At 63.8% G+C, this 21,446-nt stretch carries 17 protein-coding genes; 7 read left to right on the top strand and 10 right to left on the bottom strand.

Annotated elements, in window-relative coordinates:
* Positions 1-25 precede the first annotated feature (25 nt).
* A complete protein-coding gene (locus I2C21_RS11965; RefSeq protein WP_101691809.1) occupies positions 26-1,948 on the bottom strand; it encodes an NAD(+) synthase in 1,923 nt (640 codons plus the stop codon).
* A 796-nt stretch (positions 1,949-2,744) separates the two neighbouring features.
* Between I2C21_RS11965 and thrS the strand changes: the two genes are divergently transcribed.
* Both thrS and I2C21_RS11955 read left to right on the top strand, forming a co-directional pair.
* On the top strand, positions 2,745-4,541 hold the full coding sequence (gene thrS / locus I2C21_RS11960) for a threonine--tRNA ligase (RefSeq protein WP_101691808.1): 1,797 nt from the start codon (positions 2,745-2,747) through the stop codon (positions 4,539-4,541).
* 185 nt (positions 4,542-4,726) lie between these two features.
* The gene (locus I2C21_RS11955; protein WP_195279376.1) at positions 4,727-5,758 is read left to right on the top strand and encodes a helix-turn-helix domain-containing protein; all 1,032 of its coding nucleotides are present in this window, start codon (positions 4,727-4,729) and stop codon (positions 5,756-5,758) included.
* 145 nt (positions 5,759-5,903) lie between these two features.
* On the opposite strand, the gene I2C21_RS11950 is transcribed toward I2C21_RS11955, so the two are convergent.
* The 6 genes from I2C21_RS11950 to I2C21_RS11925 all read right to left on the bottom strand — a co-directional run bounded on the left by I2C21_RS11950 (position 5,904) and on the right by I2C21_RS11925 (position 12,140).
* A complete protein-coding gene (locus I2C21_RS11950) occupies positions 5,904-6,311 on the bottom strand; it encodes a hypothetical protein (RefSeq protein WP_101691806.1) in 408 nt (135 codons plus the stop codon).
* 372 nt (positions 6,312-6,683) lie between these two features.
* On the bottom strand, positions 6,684-8,309 hold the full coding sequence (gene groL, locus I2C21_RS11945; protein WP_195279375.1) for a chaperonin GroEL: 1,626 nt from the start codon (positions 8,307-8,309) through the stop codon (positions 6,684-6,686).
* 61 nt (positions 8,310-8,370) lie between these two features.
* The gene (locus I2C21_RS11940; RefSeq protein WP_101691802.1) at positions 8,371-8,655 is read right to left on the bottom strand and encodes a co-chaperone GroES; all 285 of its coding nucleotides are present in this window, start codon (positions 8,653-8,655) and stop codon (positions 8,371-8,373) included.
* Between the two features lie 194 nt (positions 8,656-8,849).
* A complete protein-coding gene (locus tag I2C21_RS11935; RefSeq protein WP_195279374.1) occupies positions 8,850-9,803 on the bottom strand; it encodes a diacylglycerol/lipid kinase family protein in 954 nt (317 codons plus the stop codon).
* A gap of 33 nt (positions 9,804-9,836) precedes the next feature.
* Positions 9,837-10,982, bottom strand: coding sequence for an S-layer homology domain-containing protein (locus tag I2C21_RS11930; RefSeq protein WP_195279373.1), 1,146 nt, complete (start codon positions 10,980-10,982; stop codon positions 9,837-9,839).
* Positions 10,983-11,012: 30 nt separating this feature from the next.
* A complete protein-coding gene (locus I2C21_RS11925; protein WP_207730494.1) occupies positions 11,013-12,140 on the bottom strand; it encodes a THUMP domain-containing class I SAM-dependent RNA methyltransferase in 1,128 nt (375 codons plus the stop codon).
* Positions 12,141-12,675: 535 nt separating this feature from the next.
* Between I2C21_RS11925 and I2C21_RS11920 the strand changes: the two genes are divergently transcribed.
* Together I2C21_RS11920 and I2C21_RS11915 are read left to right on the top strand one after the other, a co-directional pair.
* Positions 12,676-13,134 carry an NfeD family protein gene (locus I2C21_RS11920; RefSeq protein WP_101691798.1) on the top strand — a complete coding sequence of 153 codons (459 nt, stop codon included), beginning with the start codon at positions 12,676-12,678 and terminating at the stop codon, positions 13,132-13,134.
* A 57-nt stretch (positions 13,135-13,191) separates the two neighbouring features.
* Positions 13,192-14,106 carry an SPFH domain-containing protein gene (locus I2C21_RS11915; RefSeq protein ID WP_101691797.1) on the top strand — a complete coding sequence of 305 codons (915 nt, stop codon included), beginning with the start codon at positions 13,192-13,194 and terminating at the stop codon, positions 14,104-14,106.
* A 317-nt stretch (positions 14,107-14,423) separates the two neighbouring features.
* Here I2C21_RS11915 and I2C21_RS11910 read toward each other — a convergent pair whose 3' ends face one another.
* Positions 14,424-15,695, bottom strand: coding sequence for an HlyC/CorC family transporter (locus tag I2C21_RS11910; protein ID WP_193538632.1), 1,272 nt, complete (start codon positions 15,693-15,695; stop codon positions 14,424-14,426).
* Between the two features lie 465 nt (positions 15,696-16,160).
* Between I2C21_RS11910 and I2C21_RS11905 the strand changes: the two genes are divergently transcribed.
* Positions 16,161-16,586, top strand: a complete 426-nt coding sequence (locus I2C21_RS11905) for a hypothetical protein (protein ID WP_195279372.1) — start codon at positions 16,161-16,163, stop codon at positions 16,584-16,586.
* A 282-nt stretch (positions 16,587-16,868) separates the two neighbouring features.
* Here I2C21_RS11905 and I2C21_RS11900 read toward each other — a convergent pair whose 3' ends face one another.
* Complete coding sequence (locus I2C21_RS11900; RefSeq protein ID WP_195279371.1) at positions 16,869-18,956, bottom strand: glycosyltransferase family 87 protein; 2,088 nt, start codon at positions 18,954-18,956, stop codon at positions 16,869-16,871.
* A gap of 310 nt (positions 18,957-19,266) precedes the next feature.
* Between I2C21_RS11900 and I2C21_RS11895 the strand changes: the two genes are divergently transcribed.
* Positions 19,267-20,037: an SDR family oxidoreductase gene (locus tag I2C21_RS11895; RefSeq protein ID WP_195279370.1), complete on the top strand. Its 771-nt coding sequence runs from the start codon at positions 19,267-19,269 to the stop codon at positions 20,035-20,037.
* Positions 20,038-20,050: 13 nt separating this feature from the next.
* Entirely contained in the window at positions 20,051-20,383 is a 333-nt protein-coding gene (locus tag I2C21_RS11890) for a Cif family virulence factor (protein WP_101691793.1), read from the top strand.
* 277 nt (positions 20,384-20,660) lie between these two features.
* On the opposite strand, the gene truA is transcribed toward I2C21_RS11890, so the two are convergent.
* On the bottom strand, positions 20,661-21,398 hold the full coding sequence (gene truA / locus I2C21_RS11885; protein WP_195279369.1) for a tRNA pseudouridine(38-40) synthase TruA: 738 nt from the start codon (positions 21,396-21,398) through the stop codon (positions 20,661-20,663).
* Positions 21,399-21,446 lie beyond the last annotated feature (48 nt).

Raw genomic sequence — 21,446 nt, 5'->3', positions numbered from 1 at the left:
CAGCGCCCCGCGTATCGGGCCGATCTTACATAAGCCCTTCCAGCTCGTCCAGCCACAGCTCGGCCACGGCGTCGCTGGGCATCCGCCAGTCGCCCCGGGGAGAGAGGGCCACCGACCCCACCTTGGGGCCGTCGGGCAGGCAGGAGCGCTTGAACTGCTGGGCAAAGAACCGGCGGTAGAAGTTTTTCAGCCACTTCAGGAGGACCGCGCGGTCATAGGAGCGCCCAAAGGCATACTCGGCCAGGCGGAGCACCTTCCGGGGCGGGAAGGCCCAGCGCACAGCGTAATAGAGGAAGAAGTCGTGGAGCTCATAGGGCCCCACCAGGTCCTCGGTCTTCTGGGCGATCTGTCCCTCGATGGCGGGAAGCAGCTCGGGGGACACGGGAGTGTCCAGAATGTCGGCCAGCACGGTGGAGAGCTGGGGGTCCTCCGCCTCCTTGTCGTCGGAGATGAAGCTGACCAGATGGCGCACCAGCGTCTTGGGGATGCCGGCATTGACGGCGTAGTTGCTCATGTGGTCGCCGTTGTAGGTGCACCAGCCCAGGGCCAGCTCGGAGAGGTCCCCGGTGCCGATGACCAGGCCCCCGGTCTGGTTGGCGATGTCCATGAGGACCTGGGTCCGCTCCCGGGCCTGACCGTTCTCAAAGGTGACGTCGTGGTCCTCCATGGACTGGCTGATGTCCTTGAAGTGGCGGCGCACCGCCTCCCCGATGTCGATGGTCTTGAGGGTGCAGCCCAGCCGCTCAGCCAGCAGGACCGCGTTGGACTTGGTGCGGTCGGTGGTGCCGAAGCAGGGCATGGTCACCGCGATGATATCGCTGGCCGGCCGGTCCAGCATCTCCATGGACACCGCGGTGATGAGCACCGCCAGCGTGGAGTCCAGGCCACCGGACAGGCCCACCACCGCCGTCTTGGCGTGGGTGTGCTCCAGCCGCTTCTTGAGGCCCAGGGCCGCGGTGTACAGGATCTCGTTGCACCGCTCGGCCCGGTCGCTCTGGTCCTGGGGCACGAAGGGGGTAGGGGACACGGGCCGGGTGAGCCGGGTGTCGGCCGGCGTAAGGGAGAAGGAAGTCCGCCAGCAGGCCTGATCGGACTCGGTCCGGTAGGTGTTCATCCGCTGGCGCTCGTAGACCAGCCGCTCCACGTCGATCTCGCTGATGGTGAGGCCGGTGGAAAACCGCCGCTCGGCCAGAATGGTGCCGTTCTCCGCCACGATGTTGTGGCCGGCAAAGACCAGATCGGTGGTGGACTCGCCCTCGCCGGCGTCGGCGTACACATAGCCGCACACCAGCCGGCCGCTCTGGCCCGACACCAGACCCCGGCGGTAGGCCGCCTTGCCCGCCAGCTCGTTGGAGGCCGACAGGTTCAGGATGAGGGTGGCCCCCGACCGGGCCAGACGGATGGAGGGGGGCTCAGGCGCCCACAGGTCCTCGCAGATCTCCACCCCGATCACCAGACCGGGCATGTCCTCACAGGCGAACAAGTTGCTGTCCGCCAGGCTCACCTCCTGTCCGCACAGGGTGACGGTGGCGTCCACGCCGGCGCCCGAAGTGAACCAGCGTCCCTCGTAGAACTCCCCGTAATTGGGCAGGCAGGCCTTGGGAACCAGGCCCAAAATCTCTCCCTTCTGTATTACTGCCGCGCAGTTATACAGTTTATTATCCCATTTGTTCCGTACGGGAAGGCCCAGGGTCGTGACCATGTCCAGATTCTTGGTGGCCTCCAGAATGGTGGCCAGGGCCTCCTCCGCCCCCCGGAGCAGGGTGGGCTGGAGGAACAGGTCCCCGCAGGTGTAGCCGGTGATGCACAGCTCGGGCAGGCAGAGCACCCGCACGCCCTGCTTGTCCGCCTCCCGCATGAGAGTGAAGATCTGTTCGGCGTTATAACGGCAGTCCGCCACCCGGATCTTGGGGGTGCCGGCCGCCACTTTGATAAAACCATCGCGCATATGGGATGACCTCCTTTGAGGATCGTCTGGTCCGTTTCCAGAAAACGGTCCGTTACAGTTTATATGATAGTCCATTCTCTCCCCGATTGCAAGAGAACGCCGTCCCCCCGGCCGTACCGCCAAAAAACCCCGGCCTGCCCGGCCGGGGTTTTCTGGGTGTGTGTGTTGTGTGTTTGCAAAGGGGTTGGAGAGGGATTGGTTGGCGTGTCTGATATGTTGGAAGTCAGGTCTGCTCTTCCCTGCTTCCACGTTTATATTACCCTGTAAATACGGCTAAACCGTGACGGAATTGTGAATAGTTTGTAAATTGCGCTTTACACTTCCCGCAAATTCTCCCTTCCCTGACAATCTCTTCTCTGCCCTTGACAGCACCTCCGATTGGTGATATAGTACCCCTGTCAAAAGAGGCTACGACGGAGAAGAAACCGCACAGCGGCGAACAGAGAGGGGCGCACTCTGGTGCAAGCGCCCTGCGACACGCGGCGGCTGTACCACTCCTGAGCCGCCCGGGAGGACCGGGCCGGGGCTTTCCCGTTACAGAAAGTCACAAGCGGCCAGATGTCACGCTTGCACCCTCCGCGACGGCCAACTGCTCCGCGCTCCGCCGAACATGCCGCCGGGCTTCGCCCGACCTGTTGTTTGTCTGCGCGCCTCGCTGTTGTCCTGCCCCCGGGTGCGCCGCGCTTCTGGCAAGCAGGGTGGAACCGTGGGACGTTTTGTACGCCTCACCCCTGACCAATCAGGGGTGAGGCGTTTTTTCATACCCTCCGCCCCAATTTACAAGGAGGTTTTTGTTATGTCCGAAGAAGTCAAGAATGAGTTTACCTTTGAAAATCCCGAGTACCGCAAGACCTACTGGCACACCTGCTCCCACATCCTGGCCCAGGCGGTCAAGCGCCTGTGGCCCGAGGTGAAGCTGGCCATCGGCCCCGCCATCGAGGAGGGCTTCTACTACGATATGCTCTCTCCCTTCCCCTTCACCGCCGAGCACCTGGAGCAGATCGAGGGCGAGATGCGCAAGATCTGCAAGGAGAAGCTCAAGCTGGAGCGCTTTGAGCTGCCCCGGGCCGAGGCCCTCAAGCTGATGGAGGAGAAGGGTGAGCCCTTCAAGGTGGAGCTCATCAACGACCTGCCGGAGGATGCCGTCATCTCCTTCTACAAGCAGGGCGAGTTCACCGACCTGTGCGCCGGTCCCCACCTGGACTCCACCGCCCGGGTGAAGGGCAACGCCATCAAGCTCACCGCCTGCAACGCCGCCTACTGGCGCGGCGACTCCAACCGGGAGACCCTCCAGCGCATCTACGGCATCGCCTTCCCCAAGAAGGACGAGCTGGACGCCTGGGTCAAGCAGCGTGAGGATGCCCTCAAGCGGGACCACAACAAGCTGGGCCGCGAGCTGGAGTATTTCACCACCGTGGACGTGATCGGCCAGGGCCTGCCCATCCTGCTGCCCAAGGGCGCCCGCACCATCCAGGTGCTCCAGCGCTGGGTGGAGGATGAGGAGCAGAAGCGCGGCTACCTCCTCACCAAGACTCCCTATATGGCCAAGCGGGAGCTCTACAAGATCTCCGGCCACTGGGACCACTATCTGGACGGCATGTTCGTCCTGGGCGATCCCCACGACGAGACCAAGGAGTGCTTTGCCCTGCGTCCCATGACCTGCCCCTTCCAGTACCAGGTCTTCCTGAACCGGGGCCGCAGCTACCGGGACCTGCCCATGCGCCTGGGCGAGACCTCTACCCTCTTCCGCAATGAGGACTCCGGCGAGATGCACGGCCTCATCCGTGTGCGCCAGTTCACCATCTCCGAGGGCCACCTGATCCTCCGTCCCGAGCAGCTGGAGGAGGAGTTCAAGGGCTGCCTGGACCTGGCCAAGTACTGCCTGGGCACCGTGGGCCTGCTGGACAAGTGTACCTTCCGCTTCTCCCAGTGGGATCCCGCCAACCCCAACAACAAGTACGAGGGTACCCCCGAGCAGTGGGAGGAGGCCCAGCGGGTCATGGGCCAGATCCTGGACGATCTGGGCGTGAACTACACCATCGGCATCGACGAGGCCGCCTTCTACGGCCCCAAGCTGGACATCCAGTACAAGAACGTCTTCGGCAAGGAGGACACCCTGGTCACCATCCAGATCGACATGCTCCTGGCCAAGCAGTTCGGCATGGAGTATGTGGACGCCGACGGCCAGAAGAAGACCCCCTATATCATCCACCGCACCTCCCTGGGCTGCTACGAGCGCACTCTGGCCTACCTGCTGGAGGAGTACGGCGGAGCCCTGCCCACCTGGATGTCGCCCGAGCAGGTGCGCATCCTGCCCATCACCGACCGCGCCGCCGACTACAGCTATGAGCTCAAGGAGAAGCTCTTTGCCCAGGGCTTCCGTGTGGAGGTTGACCCCCGCAACGAGAAGATCGGCAAGAAGATCCGCGAGGCCCAGCTGGAGAAGGTCCCCTATATGCTGGTCGTGGGCGACAAGGAAGTGGAGACCGGCGAGGTGGCCGTCCGCAACCGCAAGGGCGAGCAGGAGGTCATGTCCTTCGAGGCCTTCCAGGCCAAGCTGAAGGAAGAGGTCGACAGCAAGGCGCGCAGCTGATCCCCCCTCCCTTTGAAACCATTCTGATCAACACCGACAGGAAGATGCGGACGAAAGTCCCATCTTCCTGTTTTTTTGCACCAGTCCGGGGGGCAACCGATGGTTGCCCCCCTTTTTCCGCCCGCTTTCCTTCCCATTGGGGGAAAAATCCGGTATCATGGATGCAGAGAAAGGAGGCCGCACCTATGCAACCCGATCCGACATCTGCACCCGAGACCCTGGGCCGCCGCATCGCCCGGCTCCGGCAGGAACGGGGCCACTCCCAGCGGGACCTGGCCAAAGCGCTCTTTGTCACTCGGCAGGCCGTCTCCAACTGGGAGCGAGACCAGACCCTGCCCGACCTGGAAACGCTGTGTGCCATCGCCGCCTTCCTGGAGGTAGACCTCAACACCCTCTGCGGCTCCGCCCCGGCGGCGGGCCGAAGGAGACGTCCCGGCCCCCGCCGGTGGATGAAAGCGGCCGGTGCGGGTGTCCTGGCCCTGACGCTGGTCCTCCTGGGGGTCTCCCGTCTGACGGCCCCTGCGCCGGAGGCAGCCCCCATCCTCTCGGCCCCTCCCCCGCCGGAGGAGGTCCTCCCCACCGTCTCCTCCGCGCCGCGCTGCTCCTCCGACCTCCGGGACGAGAACAAGGTCCGGCGGCTCATGGCTGTGGACATCCCCCGGATCACACGGGACGGATGGTTCACCACCGACGACGACACTGCCGATCTTCTGGCGGCCGATCTGGCCGCCCTGCCCCAGGACCCCGGTCCCATCCCGCTCACCGACGCTCTGGAAACTGATTTTCATCTCTTCGCCCGGCAGTATCAGCTCTCCCTCCTCCCCGGCTGCCAGGACGGCCGCTTTGCCCGCTGGGAGGAGGCCCTGAACTGGATCTGGTGCGCGCCCCTGCGATACCGGCACCCCCACGGAGATGCGCTGTCCGCCGACTATGTGGATCAGGCCGTGGCCCTCTGGTTCGGGGATGCCGTCTACACCCACGGCGCCGCAGGAGATTATTCCTATTCCGATGGGCAGTACCAACCCGCCCCCACCCCGGGCGAGCCGTCGGCCTTTCTGCTCCGCTCTCTGGAGCGGCGGGAGGACGGCTCTCTCCAGGCTGTCCTGGACCGCTTCACCGAGGACGGCCGCTATCAGACGGGCAGTCTGACCCTGCTCCTCCACCTGACCGATGGACAGATCGTCTTTGATGAAGTGCGGCATGAGGCGCTGGTCTGAGGGGATAAGTTCTTTTTGGCTCTCTCATTTTGAAGGAAGGACGGCCCCAATCTTCTCTCATTTTGCGAGAACCCATCCACAAAATGGCCCCTTCACTCCTTCATTTTGCGAGAACCAGTGAGAAAAATCCGCCCGTCTCCTTCTCTCATTCTGAGGGAGATATACTACATATAGCCACAGGGGGCGGGAACGCGGGAGGCTTCTCTCCCGTTCTCCACTCCAGGGAAAAGACGTACTCATTGGGCTGGCGCACGTTCTTCCCGGACCGGTGGGAGAGGAAGCCTTTCTCCTCCAGCTCGGTCATGCCCCGCCACAGTCCCGCCGGACAGATGCCGTACTTCTTCCCCACCGCCTGGGGAAAGAGGAAATGCCGCTTCCCGCCGCTCTCCATGGCCATGCAGAGATAGAGCCGCAGGGCATTGCCGCTCAGCTTCTGCACCCGCTTGTCCAGCAGGAGGGAGTTGCCCACCTGGATGAACCGCCCTTCCTTCCCGTCCGACCGGGCGGTCAGCCAGGGGAGCACCGTGCGGGAGGATCTTTTTCGTCCACTCATGGTATCACCTCATATGTTCTGGATACCCTAGGCGCCCCCGGCGGGAATGGTGCACGTTTGCGTACACCTAACTGAAAAAAGTGCAAAAAGGCCCCCGGAACACTCGGTTCCGGGGGCCATAAACTTGTGGCGTTTTGCTTAGTACATGCCGCCCATGTCGGGAGCAGCGGGAGCGGGAGCAGCGGGCTCCTTCTTGCCGGCCCTCCCCACGAGAGCCTGTCGGCTCCCGCGGGGTCCCCCTTCCATCTGCTCGGGCGGAATGAATCCGCCCGGCATCAAGGCTTTGCCCAAGGGCAAACCCTTGCTCTGGTGGCCGACAAGAAGGCCCCCGGAACACTCGGTTCCGGGGGCCATAAACTTGTGGCGTTTTGCTTAGTACATGCCGCCCATGTCGGGAGCAGCGGGAGCGGGAGCAGCGGGCTCCTTCTTGTCGGCCACCAGGGACTCGGTGGTCAGCAGGGTGGCGGCGATGGAAGCCGCGTTCTCCAGAGCGGAGCGGGTCACCTTGGTGGGATCCACGATGCCGGCGGAGATCATGTCCACATAGGTCTCCTTGTAGGCGTCGAAGCCGTAGCCGACCTTGCCGGACTCACGGATCTTCTCCAGGACCACGGAGCCGTCGATGCCGGCGTTGGCAGCGATCTGCTTCATGGGCTCGGTCAGGGCCTTGGCGATGATGCGCACGCCGGTCTTCTCGTCGCCCTCAACCTCGGGGATGAGCTTCTCCACAGCGGAGACAGCGTTCACATAGGCGGTGCCGCCGCCGGCCACGATGCCTTCCTCAACCGCGGCGCGGGTGGCGTTCAGGGCGTCCTCGATGCGCAGCTTCTTCTCCTTCATCTCCACCTCGGTGGCAGCGCCCACGCGGATGATGGCCACACCGCCGGCCATCTTGGCCAGGCGCTCCTGCAGCTTCTCCTTGTCGTAGTCGGAGGTGCTGATGGCCAGCTCGTTGCGGATCTGATCCACGCGGCCCTTGATGGCCTCGCTGCTGCCGGCGCCGTCCACGATGATGGTGTTCTCCTTCTGGACCTTCACCTGGCGGGCCTTGCCCAGCATGTCGATGGTGGCGTCCTTGAGCTCATAGCCCAGGTCGGCGGAAACCAGGGTGCCGCCGGTCAGGATGGCGATATCCTTGAGCATCTCCTTGCGGCGGTCGCCGAAGCCGGGGGCCTTCACGCAGGCCACGTTCAGGGTGCCGCGCAGCTTGTTGACGATCAGGGTGGACAGAGCCTCGCCCTCCACGTCGTCAGCCACGATCATCAGGGGCTTGCTGGTCTTGACGACCTGCTCCAGCACGGGCAGCAGCTCCTGGATGTTGGAGATCTTCTTATCGGTGATGAGGATGTAGGGATCGTCCAGGACGGCCTCCATCTTCTCGGTGTCGGTGACCATGTAGGGGGTGATGTAGCCGCGGTCGAACTGCATGCCCTCCACGACCTCGCTGTAGGTCTCAGCGGTCTTGGACTCCTCAACGGTGATGACGCCGTCGTGGGAGACCTTCTCCATGGCCTCGGCGATCAGCTTGCCGATGGTCTCGTCGCCGGAGGAGACAGCGCCGACGCGGGCGATGTCATCGCTGCCGTTGACCTTCTGGCTGTTGGCCTTGATGGCCTCGATGGCGGCGGCGGTAGCCTTGGAGATGCCCTTCTTCATGACCATGGGGTTGGCACCGGCAGCCAGGTTCTTCAGGCCCTCGCGGATGATGGCCTGAGCCAGCAGGGTGGCGGTGGTGGTGCCGTCGCCGGCCACGTCGTTGGTCTTGGTGGAGACTTCCTTCACCAGCTGAGCGCCCATGTTCTCAAAGGGATCGTCCAGCTCGATCTCCTTGGCGATGGTCACGCCGTCGTTGGTGATGAGGGGGGCGCCGAACTTCTTCGCCAGCACCACGTTGCGGCCCTTGGGGCCCATGGTGATCTTCACAGTATCGGCCAGCTGGTTGACGCCGCGCTCCAGAGCGTGACGGGCTTCCTCGCCGTAGCAAATGATCTTAGCCATAATGAATTACCTCCAAAAAATGAGATGTTGATACACCGCCGCCGGAGCGGCCGGTGGTTTGTTACTCGACGATGGCCAGAATGTCGCCCTGGCGCACGATGGTGTACTCCACACCGTCAATCTTGACCTGGGTGCCGGAGTACTTGCTGGTGATGACCTTGTCGCCGGCCTTCACGGTCATGACGACTTCCTTGCCGTCCACCACGCCGCCGGGGCCCACTTCGATGACCTCAGCCACTTCGGGCTTCTCCTTGGCAGCGCCGGTGAGGATGATGCCGCCCTTGGTGGTCTCCTCGGCCTCCACCATCTTCAGGACAACGCGGTCAGCCAAAGGCTTGAGTTTCATAACAGGTTCCTCCTTATATGTGATAAATCTTTTTCAAAACAAGTTCAGCGTGTTAGCACTCATTTTACTGGAGTGCTAACACGCTTATTATAATAAACTTAGTTCTACAATTCTGCAAGCCCTAATTTTTAAATTTTTTATGAATGATGGGTGAATTTCCAGGCGAATCTCTCTCAATCTCCCTCAAAGTCTTCTTATCTCTTTTTTTCTCCGGAAATCTCATTTTTTACACTGGAGGCCGGGGCCCAGGAGGCTCCCCTGGGGAACACAAAGTTCACTTTTTTAGCAGAGAGGGCGATGGAGAGCTCATCCGTATCCAGCCGCTCCCCGTCCACATTGACCATGGAGAGCCGGTCGCAGCGCACCTTCATGGACCTGCCCCGCCGGAGGATGACCAGCTCCGGGATCTCCTCCGCCCGGCCCGCGGCGTAGAGCTTCACCAGCCGGGCCACCGTCAGGCGGGAGACCCCCTTCACCAGCAGAAATTCCAGCACCCCGTCGTCGGGGACGGCCCGGGGCGAGGGATGGAAGCCCCCGCCGTAGTAGCGCCCGTTGCAGGCGCACAGCAGGGAGAAGTCCCCGGCAAAGGTCTCCCCGTCCACCTCCACCTCGTAGGGGCGGGCGATGCCGGCGATCAGGTTCTTCACCAGAGAGAGCTGGTAGGCCATGGGACCGCTGACCATGGGATAGCGCCGGAACTGGGCCATGCCCAGCCCGATGCGGGCATCAAAGCCCACCGAGCAGATGTTGAGGGAGAGGCGGCCGTTGCAGTCCATCAGGTCGGCGGCGGCCTGGTCACCGTAGACCAGCTCCTTCAGATCATAAAAGCGCCCCCGCTCCTGCCCGAAGAGCCGGAGAAAGTCGTTGCCCGACCCGCAGGGGTACTGGGTCACGGCGGCGTTGGGATACCCGGCGGCCCCGTTGACCACCTCGTTGAGGGTGCCGTCGCCCCCGCAGGCGTAGATGCGCACGCTCTCCCCCGTCTCGGCGGCCGCCCGGGCCAGCTCCACGGCGTGGCCGGGGTAGTCGGTCACCCTGGCCTCCCATGCCACCCCCAGGGGGTCCAGGGTGTCGGCCAGCCGGGCGATCATCTCCTGGCTGCGGTCATACTGCCCCGCGGAGGGGTTGAGCACAAACAAATGCTTCATGGTCCATCCATCCTACTGTGTTCAGATTCCCATTCAAAAGAGGGTGATACGCTGTTCCATCCGGGCCATGCGCGCGGCGATGCCGGCGGCCTCGGCGCGGGTGACCGTATCCCCGGGCCGGAAGGTGAGCTTCCCGTCGCTCCCGGCCAGCACCCCCTTGGCGTAGAGGGCGTAGATGTCGTCGGCGGCATAGTCCCCGGCCTTCACGTCGGGGACGGAGGCCTTCACCCGCTCCAGGCTGTTCTTCTCGGGGATGGCGCGGCCCAGGGAGGTGGAGGCGAAGATGTGGGCCATCTCGGCCCGGGTGACGGGGCGTTCATAGTCCAGGAACTCCCCCCGCCGGAGGATGCCGCTGGCCACGCAGTAGTCCACCGAGGAGCGGTACCACACCGCCCCGGAGACGCTCTGCTGGTGGAAGTTGTCCCCCCGCTGGCGGCTCTCCATGCAGGCGGCCAGGCGCACCGCCTCGGCCACGGTCATGGTACGGTCCGGGGCGAAGCGGTTGTCCCCCACGCCCTCCATGAGCTCCAGGTTGTAGGCCAGGTCCACCCACAGGTCGTACCAGGACCGGGGGGACACGTCGGAAAAGTCGGGCAGACGTCCCCGGTTGAGGGGGAAGCGGGCCGAGGGGACCTGCCGCTCCAGCATGAGCTGGTTGATCTGGTAGAAGGGGAGGACGGTGGTCTCCCCGTCCTTGGTGAGGAGGAGGGCCTCTCCCCCGCTCACCTCGGTCAGCCGGGCCGAGTCATAGACGAAGTCGTAGAAGATCTGGGTGGTCCCGCCCTTCCCGTCGGAGAAGGGCAGCAGGCTCACCACACCCCATTTGGTCCCCTTCTGGGCGATGTACAGCCCGCCGGTCATGTGGAAGAGGGAGCCGTATTCCGGCTGGATCAGGTAGGTCCCGTCCTGTCGGATGACCCCCAGCCGGTCACCCAGCTGGACCTGGCCCAGCCCCAGGGTGAAGTCCAGCACCGAGGTGTACTGCATGGGGATGACCACCTCCCGCCGGGCGTTGGCGTATCCGAATTTCCCGTCCGGGCTCTGGGCCTTGGCCATGCCCTCCTGGTAGCCCCAGATGGTCACCCCGGCGGGAGCGGCCCCCGCGCCCAGAGGAAGGAGGGCGCACAGAGCCAGCGCAGCCAGCCCCGCTCGGGCGGCTTTGGTCCAACGATGGGCCATTTTCCATTCCTCCCCGTAATTTATTCTCTCTTATTTCCTGTCTGTATACTGAAATAGGTCACATTTTAACATGCCGTTATAGAGCTTGCGGCGTTTGTCCGCCGTGCGGCCGAAGGTGCGCTCGAACTCCGTGTGGGAGGAGAGGACCGAGACCTTCCACCCATGCGGCAGGCCCCGCACGGCCTGTCCGAAGGCCCGGTAGAGCTCCTCGGCCTCCTGCTTTTCCAGGATGCGCTCGCCGTAGGGCGGGTTGGTGACGATGCGCCCGTAGGGGTCGCTCCGGTGGAAGGTGCGGGCGTCGGCCACCTCGAAGCGGACCAGGTCCTCCACGTCGGCCTTGACCGCGTTGTCCCGGGCGATGGCCACGGCGGCGGGGTCCATGTCCCCGCCCCAGATGTCGTAGTGCCCGTCAAACTCCTTATCCATGGCCTCGTCGGCCCCCTCCATCCACACCTTGGCGGGGAGCCAGTCCCACTTCTGGGCGGCGAAGGAGCGGCTCAGGCCGGGGGCCCGGTTCTTGGCGATGAGGGCTGCCTCGATGGGGATGGTGCCGCTGCCGCAGAAGGGGTCGCAGAAGGGGTCCCTCCCCCGGTAGCGGGAGAGGAGCACCATGGCGGCGGCCAGGGTCTCCCGCAGGGGGGCCGCCACGCCCACCGCCCGGTAGCCCCGCTTGTGGAGCCCGGCGCCGCTGGTGTCCAGCATGAGGGTGACCTCGTCCTTGAGGATGGAGAACTGGATCTGGTGGAGGGCCCCGGTCTCAGGGAGCTTCTCCAGGCCGTACTTGGCCCCCAGACGGGCGCACACGGCCTTTTTCACGATGGACTGGCAGGCGGGGACCGAGTGGAGGGCCGAGTTCAGGGAGTGGCCCTTCACCGGGAAGGCGCCCTCCCGGGGAATGAATTCCTCCCAGGGCAGGGCGCGCACCCCCTCAAAGAGGGCGTCGAAGTCCCCGGCGTAAAAGCGGCCCAGGACGATCAGCACCCGCTCTCCGGTGCGCAGGTTCAGGTTGACCCGGGCGATGTCGGCGGGGGTGGCGTCGCAGAAGACCCGGCCGTTCTCGGCCCGGACGTTGGGCAGGGAGAGGCGGCGCAGCTCCTCCGCGGCCAGGCCCTCCAGGCCGAAGAGGGTGGGGACGACAAGTTGCAGGTTGGTCATCATCGAGACATACTCCATTTCCTATACAAAATACAAATACCGGTCTGTCAATTCAAGTGCACTCTTTTGATTTCAGGCACTATCGCCTCGCAGAGTTCCGCCGGGCGCAGACGGCGGAAGAGGGTCAAATCGTGTTTTCCGGCGGCGTGTACGTCGGAAAACACTCTGCTCAGGCCGCAAGTGTGTGGCCCTTCGGGCCATGCGCGCGGCGGCCTGCATCCCCTCGAAAAAATGCTTGCATTTTTGAGAAGCGTGTCGAACCCAGTTCGACACGCAGCTATGTTTCCCGTCCAGTATATCTGATTTTCCCCCGCAAGGCAAACCCTTTTGGACCGCGGACGCGAAAAGAGGCGATTTCACGCGCCCGGATGGGCCCAAGGGGGCAAAGCCGTCCAAAATCCGCCCCAACCGCCCCGGAAGGGCTGTGGATTTTCCACAGGGAATATGGTATGATACCACCAAGGTTTCCGGAAATCCCCGGCAACCCCCATTCCGCTCCGGTCTCCCCGTTCCGGAGCCCATGAAAGGAGGGACGCGTATGCTCCCAACCATTCTCTGGCTGGTGGCCCTGGTGGTCTTTCTGGTGGTGGAGGGCCTCACGGTGGGCCTGGTCTCCATCTGGTTCTCCGCCGGTGCGCTGGCCGCGCTGCTCCTCTCCCTCGGAGTGGAGAACATCTGGGCACAGATCGCCTGCTTCCTGGCGGTGTCCGCCCTGTGTCTGGCGGCCTTCCGGCCCATGGCCCTCAAGTACCTGAACCCCTCCCGGCGCACCCCCACCAATGCCGACCGGGTTCTGGGCATGGAGGGCGTGGTCACCCAGGCCATCGATAATCTCCGCTCCACCGGCACGGTCCAGGTCCGCGGCATGGACTGGTCGGCCCGCAGCGCCGGGGAGGAGACCATCCCCGCCGGTACCCGGGTGCGGGTGGTGCGCATGGAGGGCGTCAAGCTCTTTGTGGAGCCGGTAGGCGCCCCTGCCGCTGTGTCTCAGCCCTGAATCATCCCCCTGTTCCCAAACCACATTGGAAGAAATGCGTAAGAGGAGGAATTGTACATGTTACCCATTATTCTGAGTATCCTGGGCGTCCTGATCCTGCTGATCCTGGTCATCAACATCAAGTTCGTGCCCCAGTCCAAGGCCTATGTCATCGAGCGCCTGGGCGCCTTCCACGAGGTCTGGGGCGTGGGTCCCCACTTCAAGGTCCCCTTCTTTGAGCGGGTGGCCAAGGCGGTCTCCCTCAAGGAGCAGGTGGTGGACTTCGCCCCCCAGCCGGTCATCACCAAGGACAACGTCACCATGCAGATCGACACCGTGATCTACTTCCAGATCACCGATCCCAAGCTCTACACCTACGGTGTGGAGCACCCCATGAGCGCCATTGAGAACCTGACCGCCACCACCCTGCGCAACATCATCGGCGAGCTGGAGCTGGACCAGACCCTCACCAGCCGGGACATCATCAACACCAAGATGCGCACCCTTCTGGACGAGGCCACCGACCCCTGGGGCATCAAGGTCAACCGGGTGGAGCTCAAGAACATCATCCCGCCCAGAGAGATCCAGGACGCCATGGAGAAGCAGATGAAGGCCGAGCGCGAGCGCCGGGAGTCCATCCTCCAGGCCGAGGGCCAGAAGCAGTCTCAGATCCTGGTGGCCGAGGGCGAGAAGCAGTCGGCCATCCTGCGGGCCGACGCGGCCAAGCAGGCCGCCATCCTGGAGGCCGAAGGCAAGGCCGAGGCCATCCTCAAGGTGCAGCAGGCCCTGGCCGACTCCATCGAGATGCTCAACAAGGCCAACCCCAACGACCAGGTGGTCAAGATCAAGGCGCTGGAGGCCTTCCAGGCCGCCGCCGACGGACGAGCCACCAAGATCATCATTCCCAGCGAGATCCAGGGTCTGGCCGGTCTGTGCGCCAGCGCCAAGGGCGTCTTCGACTCCATGGAGCCCAATCCCCCCGCCAAGAAATAACCCCATACACGCACAAAGGGCGTGCCGGAACTCCGGCACGCCCTTCAGCGTGTCGAAAAACTTCGACACGCTTCTCAAAAATGCAAGCATTTTTTCGAGGGGATGCAGGCCGCCGCGCGCATGGCCCGAAGGGCCACACACTTACGGCCTGAGCAGAGTGTTTTCCGACGTACACGCCGCCGGAAAACACGATTTGACCTTCTTCCGCCATCTGCGGACGGCGGAACTCTGCGAGGCTCTTGCATCTAAAATCGCAGAAATTCACTTTATCGACAGCCTGAAGGGCGTGCCGGAACTCCGGCACGCCCTTGTTTTCTTTATTTTTCCTTTTCCACGGACTCGGCGTCCTCCTCGGGGAGGACCTCCACCCGGATCTCCATGACCCGGCGGTGGTCCACCCGGGTGACCGTCACGTCCAGGCCCTCGGCCTGGAAGCGGTCCCCCTCCTCGGGGACCCGGCCGATCTGTTCCATGACCCAGCCGGAGACGGTATTGGCGTCGCACTCGCCCCGGATGGAGAAGAGGTCGAAGAGATCGGTGAGGTCGGCGTTGCAGGAGATGAGGTAGCTGCCGTCCTCCTGCTTCTTGAACTCCTCGATGACCTCGTCGTGCTCGTCCCAGATCTCGCCCACCAGTTCCTCCACGATGTCCTCCAGGGTGACCAGGCCCTCGGTGCCGCCGTACTCGTCCACCACGATGACCATGTGGGCCTTCTCCTTCTGGAGGACGCGCAGCAGGTCCGAGATCTTGGTGTTTCCGGTGGTGTAGAGCACGTTGCTCATAAAGGAGCTCACATCCTCCCGGCCGCGGAAGCGTGCGGCGTGGAAGTCCTTCTCGTGGATCACGCCCACCACGTCGTCGATGTCCTCATGGTAGACCGGAATGCGGGAGAAGCCGCTCTCGGCAAAGACCCGGGCGATCTCGTCCATGGAGTCGGTGTCCTCCACCGCCACGATGTCCACCCGGGGGGTGAGGATCTCCTCCACCTCCAGGTCGTTGAACTCGATGGCGGCCCGGATGAGCTGGCTCTCGTGCTGGTCCAGCCCGCCCTCGGTCTCGGCCTGGTCCACCATGGTGACCAGCTCCTCCTCAGTGATGCCGTCGTTGGAGGCGTTATGGAAGAGCTTGGAGAGCAGGCGCTTCCACTGGCTGAAGAGGAAGTTGGCCGGGGTCAGCACCACCATGAAAAACCGCAGCAGGGGCGCGGAGAACATGGCGAAGGCCTCGGGGGACTCCTTGGCCAGGCTCTTGGGGGAGATCTCGCCAAAGATCAGGATCACAATGGTGAGCACCACGGTGGAGACGGCGGGGCCGCTCTGTTCGTCCAGCAGCTTCACGAAGAAGAGGGTGGACACGGTGGTGGCCGTGATGTTCACGACGTTGTTGCCGATCAGGATGGTGGAGAGGAGCTTGTCATAGCTCTCTGCCAGCGCTAAGGTGCGGGCGGCCCGCTGGTCGCCGTTGTCCGCCCGGCTCTTGAGCCGGATGCGGTTGAGGGAGGTAAAGGCCGTCTCGGTGGCGGAAAAGTAGGCCGACATGGCCACCAGGATCACGATTGCGATCAACATTCCAATACTGTCACTGCCCATAGGGGAACTCATCAACTCCATTTTCATCATAAGATTGGTTTTCGTCTCAACGCAGGAAAGGACAGCCCTATCTCACCACGGGAGTAAGGCTGTCCTAAAAATCGCTCGATTCTGTTGACACAAGGGAGGTTCGTCCACCTGGGCTCACCTGCTCCTTCCACACAGATTGGATGCGCCTGCATCATTGTGAGACAGTATAGCATATTCCCCTCCAAATTGCAAGCGGCCCGCCCCGATTCCGCTTTGTAAGCTATTTTTTACAGAAAGAAACCATTTTCATTGTGTTTTTGCCCAAAATAAATACCAGTTATACGAAAATAGACGGCGTAGTCCACAAGAATTTCTTCCATACTTCCCCCCTGTCGGGGGGTGTGCTATAATGACTTTCAATATAGAAGGAAACACTCGCCTCCCGCCGTTTCTCCCGGGCGGGGGAACCAATCTCCGAAAGGGACGTGAACTGGTATGAATCGACTTTTTACCCTGCAATCGGCGCTGCTGACCCGTCTGGGGTCCGGGGAAGAGGCAGCCTGGACCGCCCTGCACATGGCCAGCGCAGGGACCATCGCCTGGAACATGGCCGAGGAGCTGGGGGATGACCCCTGCCTGGCCGCCTGTGCCGCGTCCCTGAAGATCTGCGCGGGCGTCTTCTCCGACGGGGAGGATCTGCGCAGCTTCCTCCACCTGCTCGCCCGCTTCAGTGACAGCGAGTGCGAGTCCCTGGCCGCCGTGGTGGCGGGGGAGTGCGTCGCTCCCCAGGACGCCGCCCTGGCCGACACCGCCCAGAGTGCCCAGGTGGTCGCCGCCCGGCAGTACGGCCAGCCCTTTGCCGACGAGGAGGAGCAGGCCCGCTATCACCGCTGGACCCACCGCCACGCTTTGTCTTTTTAACCGCGTGTCGAACCGGTTCGACACGCTGCTTCTCAAAAATGCGGGCATTTTTGAGAGGGGATGCAGTCCGCTGCGTCGCACGCCCCTTTAGGGCGCACGCTTGCGGCCTGAGGGGAGTGTTTTCCGACGTACATGCCGCCGGAAAACACGATTCAACTTCCTTCCGCCGTCTGCGGACGGCGGAACTCTGCGAGGCTCTTGCCGCAACCGCAGAGATCCTTCTTACGAATAGTCCGAGGGGCCGCGCTTCTTTCTGGAAGCGCGGCCCCTTTTTCATACGCTCTAAGCTCCTGTGTGGATCTCCATCTCCGGGTGGACCTGGTGGATGAGGTCGGCCAGCTCCTGTTTTTCCTCCGGCGTGGGCTCCCGCAGCTTTTCGAAGAAATAGACCGTGATGCCGTCGCTCTCCAGCACGAAGGTCTCGTCCAGCTTCCGGTAGGCCCCGGCGATGGCCTCCCCTTCCAGCAGACAGTGGGCGGGGGCCCAGACCACCTGCTGGTTCTCCTCCCCCAGGTGGAGTTGGATGGGATCGGCCACGGCCAGGATGTCGCAGGTGTAGATGCTGTCCCAGAAGCCGTCCCGCTGGTCCACGGCGGCCAGGTTGACCAGATACTCGTCCCGGTCCACGTCGGACACCCGGGGCAGGTTGAGGGAGTCCTCCGCGTTGACCAGGGCGCTCTGGTTCAGGACGAAGGAGGAGGCCAGCACCCCCACCTTCTTCCCCTCCGCTCCGAACTCGTCCAGGCGGCGGATGAGCTCCACCATCTCATAGGCGTCCTCCCGCCGGGGCGGGGCGTAGGAGAAGGTGGGCAGCATCTGGATGAGGGGATAGTCCTGGATGATCCCCGACTGCACCCGGGGCAGGGCGGGACTCAGGGCGGTGGGGAGCACGATGGCCGCCGTCAAAATCACGCCCAGTCTCCCCCGCCCGGCCAGGTAGTGGAAGCCCAGCACCAGCAGGCAGGCCAGAGCCGGGGCGTAGAGGAGCAGGTGCTGCTGTCCGTGGGACTGGACATGGACGAAGAGGAAGGCGCACACCGCCGGCTCCAGCAGGAGGAAGAGGGCCTGCCGCCGGGTGGCCTTCCCCCGGCACAGCCACAGCCCCAGGGCCACTGCTGCCAGCAGGAGGAAGAGCCCGTAATACCGCTGGAGGATGCGCACATCCACCCCCAGCCCCAGGTCATAGGCGGCGTACATCTGGGCGTAGTCGGCCAAGAGGCGCCCCGAGACAAAGGTCTGGAGGAAGTAGAGCAGCGGGAAGCCGAAGCCGCACAGGTACCCCAGCACCGGGGCTGGGGAGCGGCGGAAGGCGAGAGCCTCCACGCACAGGACCAGCAGGAAGGCCAGGGCGTAGAAGGCGTACCACCGCCGCAGCACCACCGCCCCGGCGGCCAGCAGTCCGATCAGCAGATAGCGGGAGAAGCGGCCCTTCCCCGGCTCCTTCAGGTGGAGGAGGAGGGCCCCCAGAGCCACCGCGGTCCCGGCGATGTCCACATAGCCGGTCACCGAGGTGTAAAAGAGGGAGGGCAAGGCCAGCATCCCGGCGGCCGGGAGCCAATAGCCCCGGGGGCGCAGGCTGCGGGCGTACCCCCAGAGGAGCAGCAGGGTGGGAAAGAGGCAGAAGTTCCCGATGGACATGAGATAGACCAGCCGGGAGGGCCCGAAGAGCAGGGCAAAGGGGACACAGAGCAGGCCGATGGTGTCGTTGTAGTCGGTGGTAAAGATGGACTCATACACCCGGCTCAGGGCGGCGGCGATCCCCTGGTCCCGGAAGGTCTCGGCCAGGGAGTAGGTGCTGCGCCAGTAGATGGCGCTGTCCCAGCTGTAAATGGTGGCGCTCCCCCGGGCGTAGGCGTAGACCAGCAGGTTGACCAGCCCCCACAGGACCAGGATGGCGCACACATCCCGCCGGGAGAGGCCCCGCAGCCACGTCCCCGCCCCGCCCAGGCACTCCCGCAGGGCGAAGAGCAGGTGCAGGAGGAAGAGGGCCAGCAAAATCCCGCCCCCCGCCGGGACCAGCAGGTTCATCCCCCGGGAGAGGGCGATCCCGCCCCCCTCCACGGCCCGGTCCAGCACCAGCCCCCGGAAGCGCAGGGCAAAGACCACGCACAGGGGGTAGAGGACCCACCCCGCCCGCTGCCCGCCGAAGGCGTACCGGGCCAGATGGCCGTTCACCAGGGGGGCGCACAGCCCGCCCAGCAGGGCCAGCAGGGGCCCCAGGGCCAATGCCGCCCCCAGCGGCAGTGTGATGCCCCGGGCCTGGACCAGAAAGGCCGCCAGGCGCACCCCCAGGAAGAGGCCGGCGGCCAGTCCTCCCAGGGCATAGCATGCCCGGGCGGCCCAGGGCGTCTTTTCCGCTCTCTCGTGCATGGAAGTCCCTCCTCGGTGACAGATGGCCCTCCGTCCGGCGGGACGGAGGGCAAGATTGCTTCTATTATAGCAAACTCTCCGGCGAGAATCAGCCCCCTTCCCCGGCAAAAAGGCCCCCTCTCTTTGTGAAAAAATAAATTAGACGAATCGTGAAAAAAATCACAGATTCGCCCGGCTTCTTTTTGGATAATTTGACCGTTTTGCATGTTTTCTTCTCCGTTTTATTTGTAATACTTCACAGTTTACTTTTTGTACTTTTGACATCAAACTTATTGTTAGATAAGAAAACAAATTGTTAGGAGGAGTATCTATGGGCATCTACGTCATCACCGGCGGCTCCAGCGGCATCGGCAAGCGCACGGTGGAAATTCTGAAGGAGCGGGGCCATGAGACCGTCAACATCGACCTGAAGGACGGGGACATCAACGCCAACCTGGCCACCCCCGCCGGGCGCTCCGCCGCGCTGGAGGAGCTGCACCGCCGCTACCCGGACGGCATCGACGCCATGATCTGCAACGCGGGGATCAACCGGAACATTCCCCTCATCATCTCCCTGAACTACTTCGGGGCCACCGAGATGGCCGCGGGAGCCTTCGACCTTCTGAAGAAAAAGGGCGGCAGCTGTGTGGTCACCTCCTCCAACTCCATCGTCCAGGGCGCGGCCCGGATGGACGTGGTGGGCATGCTCAACAACCAGGCCGACGAGGCGCGCATCCTGGAGCTGGTGAAGGACTACGATCCCCGGGCGGCCCACTCCTTCTACGCGGCCACCAAGTACGCCCTGGCCCGCTGGGCCCGGCGGATGAGCGCCAGCTGGGGGGCCCAGGGGGTGCGGCTCAACGCAGTGGCCCCCGGCAACGTCCGTACCGCCATGACCGACGGCCTCTCCCCCGAGCAGCGCGCGGCTGTGGAGGCTCTGCCCGTGCCCGTCAACTATGAGAGCGGCGAGCTGATGGACCCCAGTGACATCGCCAACGCCATCGCCTTCCTGGCCTCCCCCGAGGCCCACGGCGTCAACGGCGTGGTGCTCTTTGTGGACGGCGGGACCGACGCGCTGCTCAACTCGGAAAAAGTGTATTGAGGAGGGACCTGCTATGATCATCGCTGATTTTGTCCGCGCCCTTCAGGCAAAGGATCACAAGGCCATGGCCGCCTGTTTTGCCGACGAGTGCCGCCTGTTCGACTACTGCCCCCTGCGCATCAAGAATGAGAACTACTACATCTACGGCCGCTGGGCGGTGGAGATGTTCTACCACAACAAATTCGTCCTGGGCGGGCTGTCCGTACTGGACCCCCGCATCGTGGACGAGCGCACCGTGAACCTCTACATCAACTACGGCGGCCAGGTCAACCACGCTCTGGCCACCATCGAGAGCTATGACCCGGTCTCCGGCCTCATCCGGGAGCTGGTCATCCGTCCCGCCTGATAAAACAAAGCGTGTCGAAAAATTTCGACACGCTTCTCAAAAATGCAAGCATTTTTTCGAGGGGATGCAGGCCGCCGCGCGCATGGCCCGAAGGGCCACACACTTGCGGCCTGAGCAGAGTGTTTTCCGACGTACACGCCGCCGGAAAACACGATTTGACCCTCTTCCGCCGTCTGCGGACGGCGGAACTCTGCGAGGCTCCTGCATCTAAAATCGCAGAAATCCATTTTATCGACGGCCTGAAGCCCGCCGGACTTTTCCGTCCGGCGGGCTTATTTTATGGATATTCCACTTCCACCAGGGCGAGCCCCTGGGGCGGGGCGGTGGGACCGGCGGCGGAGCGGTCCCGGGCGGCCAGGATGGCCGCCATCTCCTCGGGGGCGCGCTTTCCGGTGCCCACCTCCAGCAGAGTTCCCGTGAGGATGCGCACCATGTGGTAGAGGAAGCCGTCCCCGTGGAAGGTGAGGTCCAGGTCGTCCCCCCGGCGCACAATCCGGATGGCGTCCACCGTGCGCACGGTGGACTTCTTGAAGCGCCGGTTGGAGCAGAAGGAGCGGTAGTCGTGCCGTCCGGTCAGGACGGCGGCCGCCCGCTCCATGGCCGCCAGGTCCAGCGTCTCCTCCACCCGGAGCTGGTACTTCCGGCGGAACACGTCGGGGGCATCCCCCAGGCGGATGGCGTAGCGGTAGGTCTTGCCCACGGCGTTGAGCCGGGCGTGGAAGCGCTCCCCCGCCGGTTCCACGCCGATCACGGCGATGTCCTCGGGGAGATAGCGGTTGAGATAGGCGCGCACCTCCCCGGGCTCCCATGTGCCCGGCAGGCGGACGCTGGCCACCTGGCCCTGGGCGTGGACCCCCGCGTCGGTGCGCCCGGCGCCGTGGATCTCCACCGCCTCCCCCGCCATGCGGGAGAGCACCCCCTCCAGCTTGCCCTGGATGGTGTTGCCTGTGTTGCCCTGGCGCTGCCAGCCGTCGTAGCGGGTGCCGTCGTATTGGATGGTGAGCTTCAGATTCATGGTCGTTCCCTCCGGCAAAAAGGCCGCACCCGCGGATCTCTCCGGCAG

The organism is Clostridium sp. J1101437_171009_A5 (genome assembly GCF_015547905.1).
GTDB lineage: Bacteria > Bacillota > Clostridia > Oscillospirales > Oscillospiraceae > Pseudoflavonifractor_A > Pseudoflavonifractor_A gallinarum.
The sequence above is the reverse complement of the archived record's forward strand: the minus strand, read 5'-3'. Positions and strand labels throughout refer to the sequence as shown.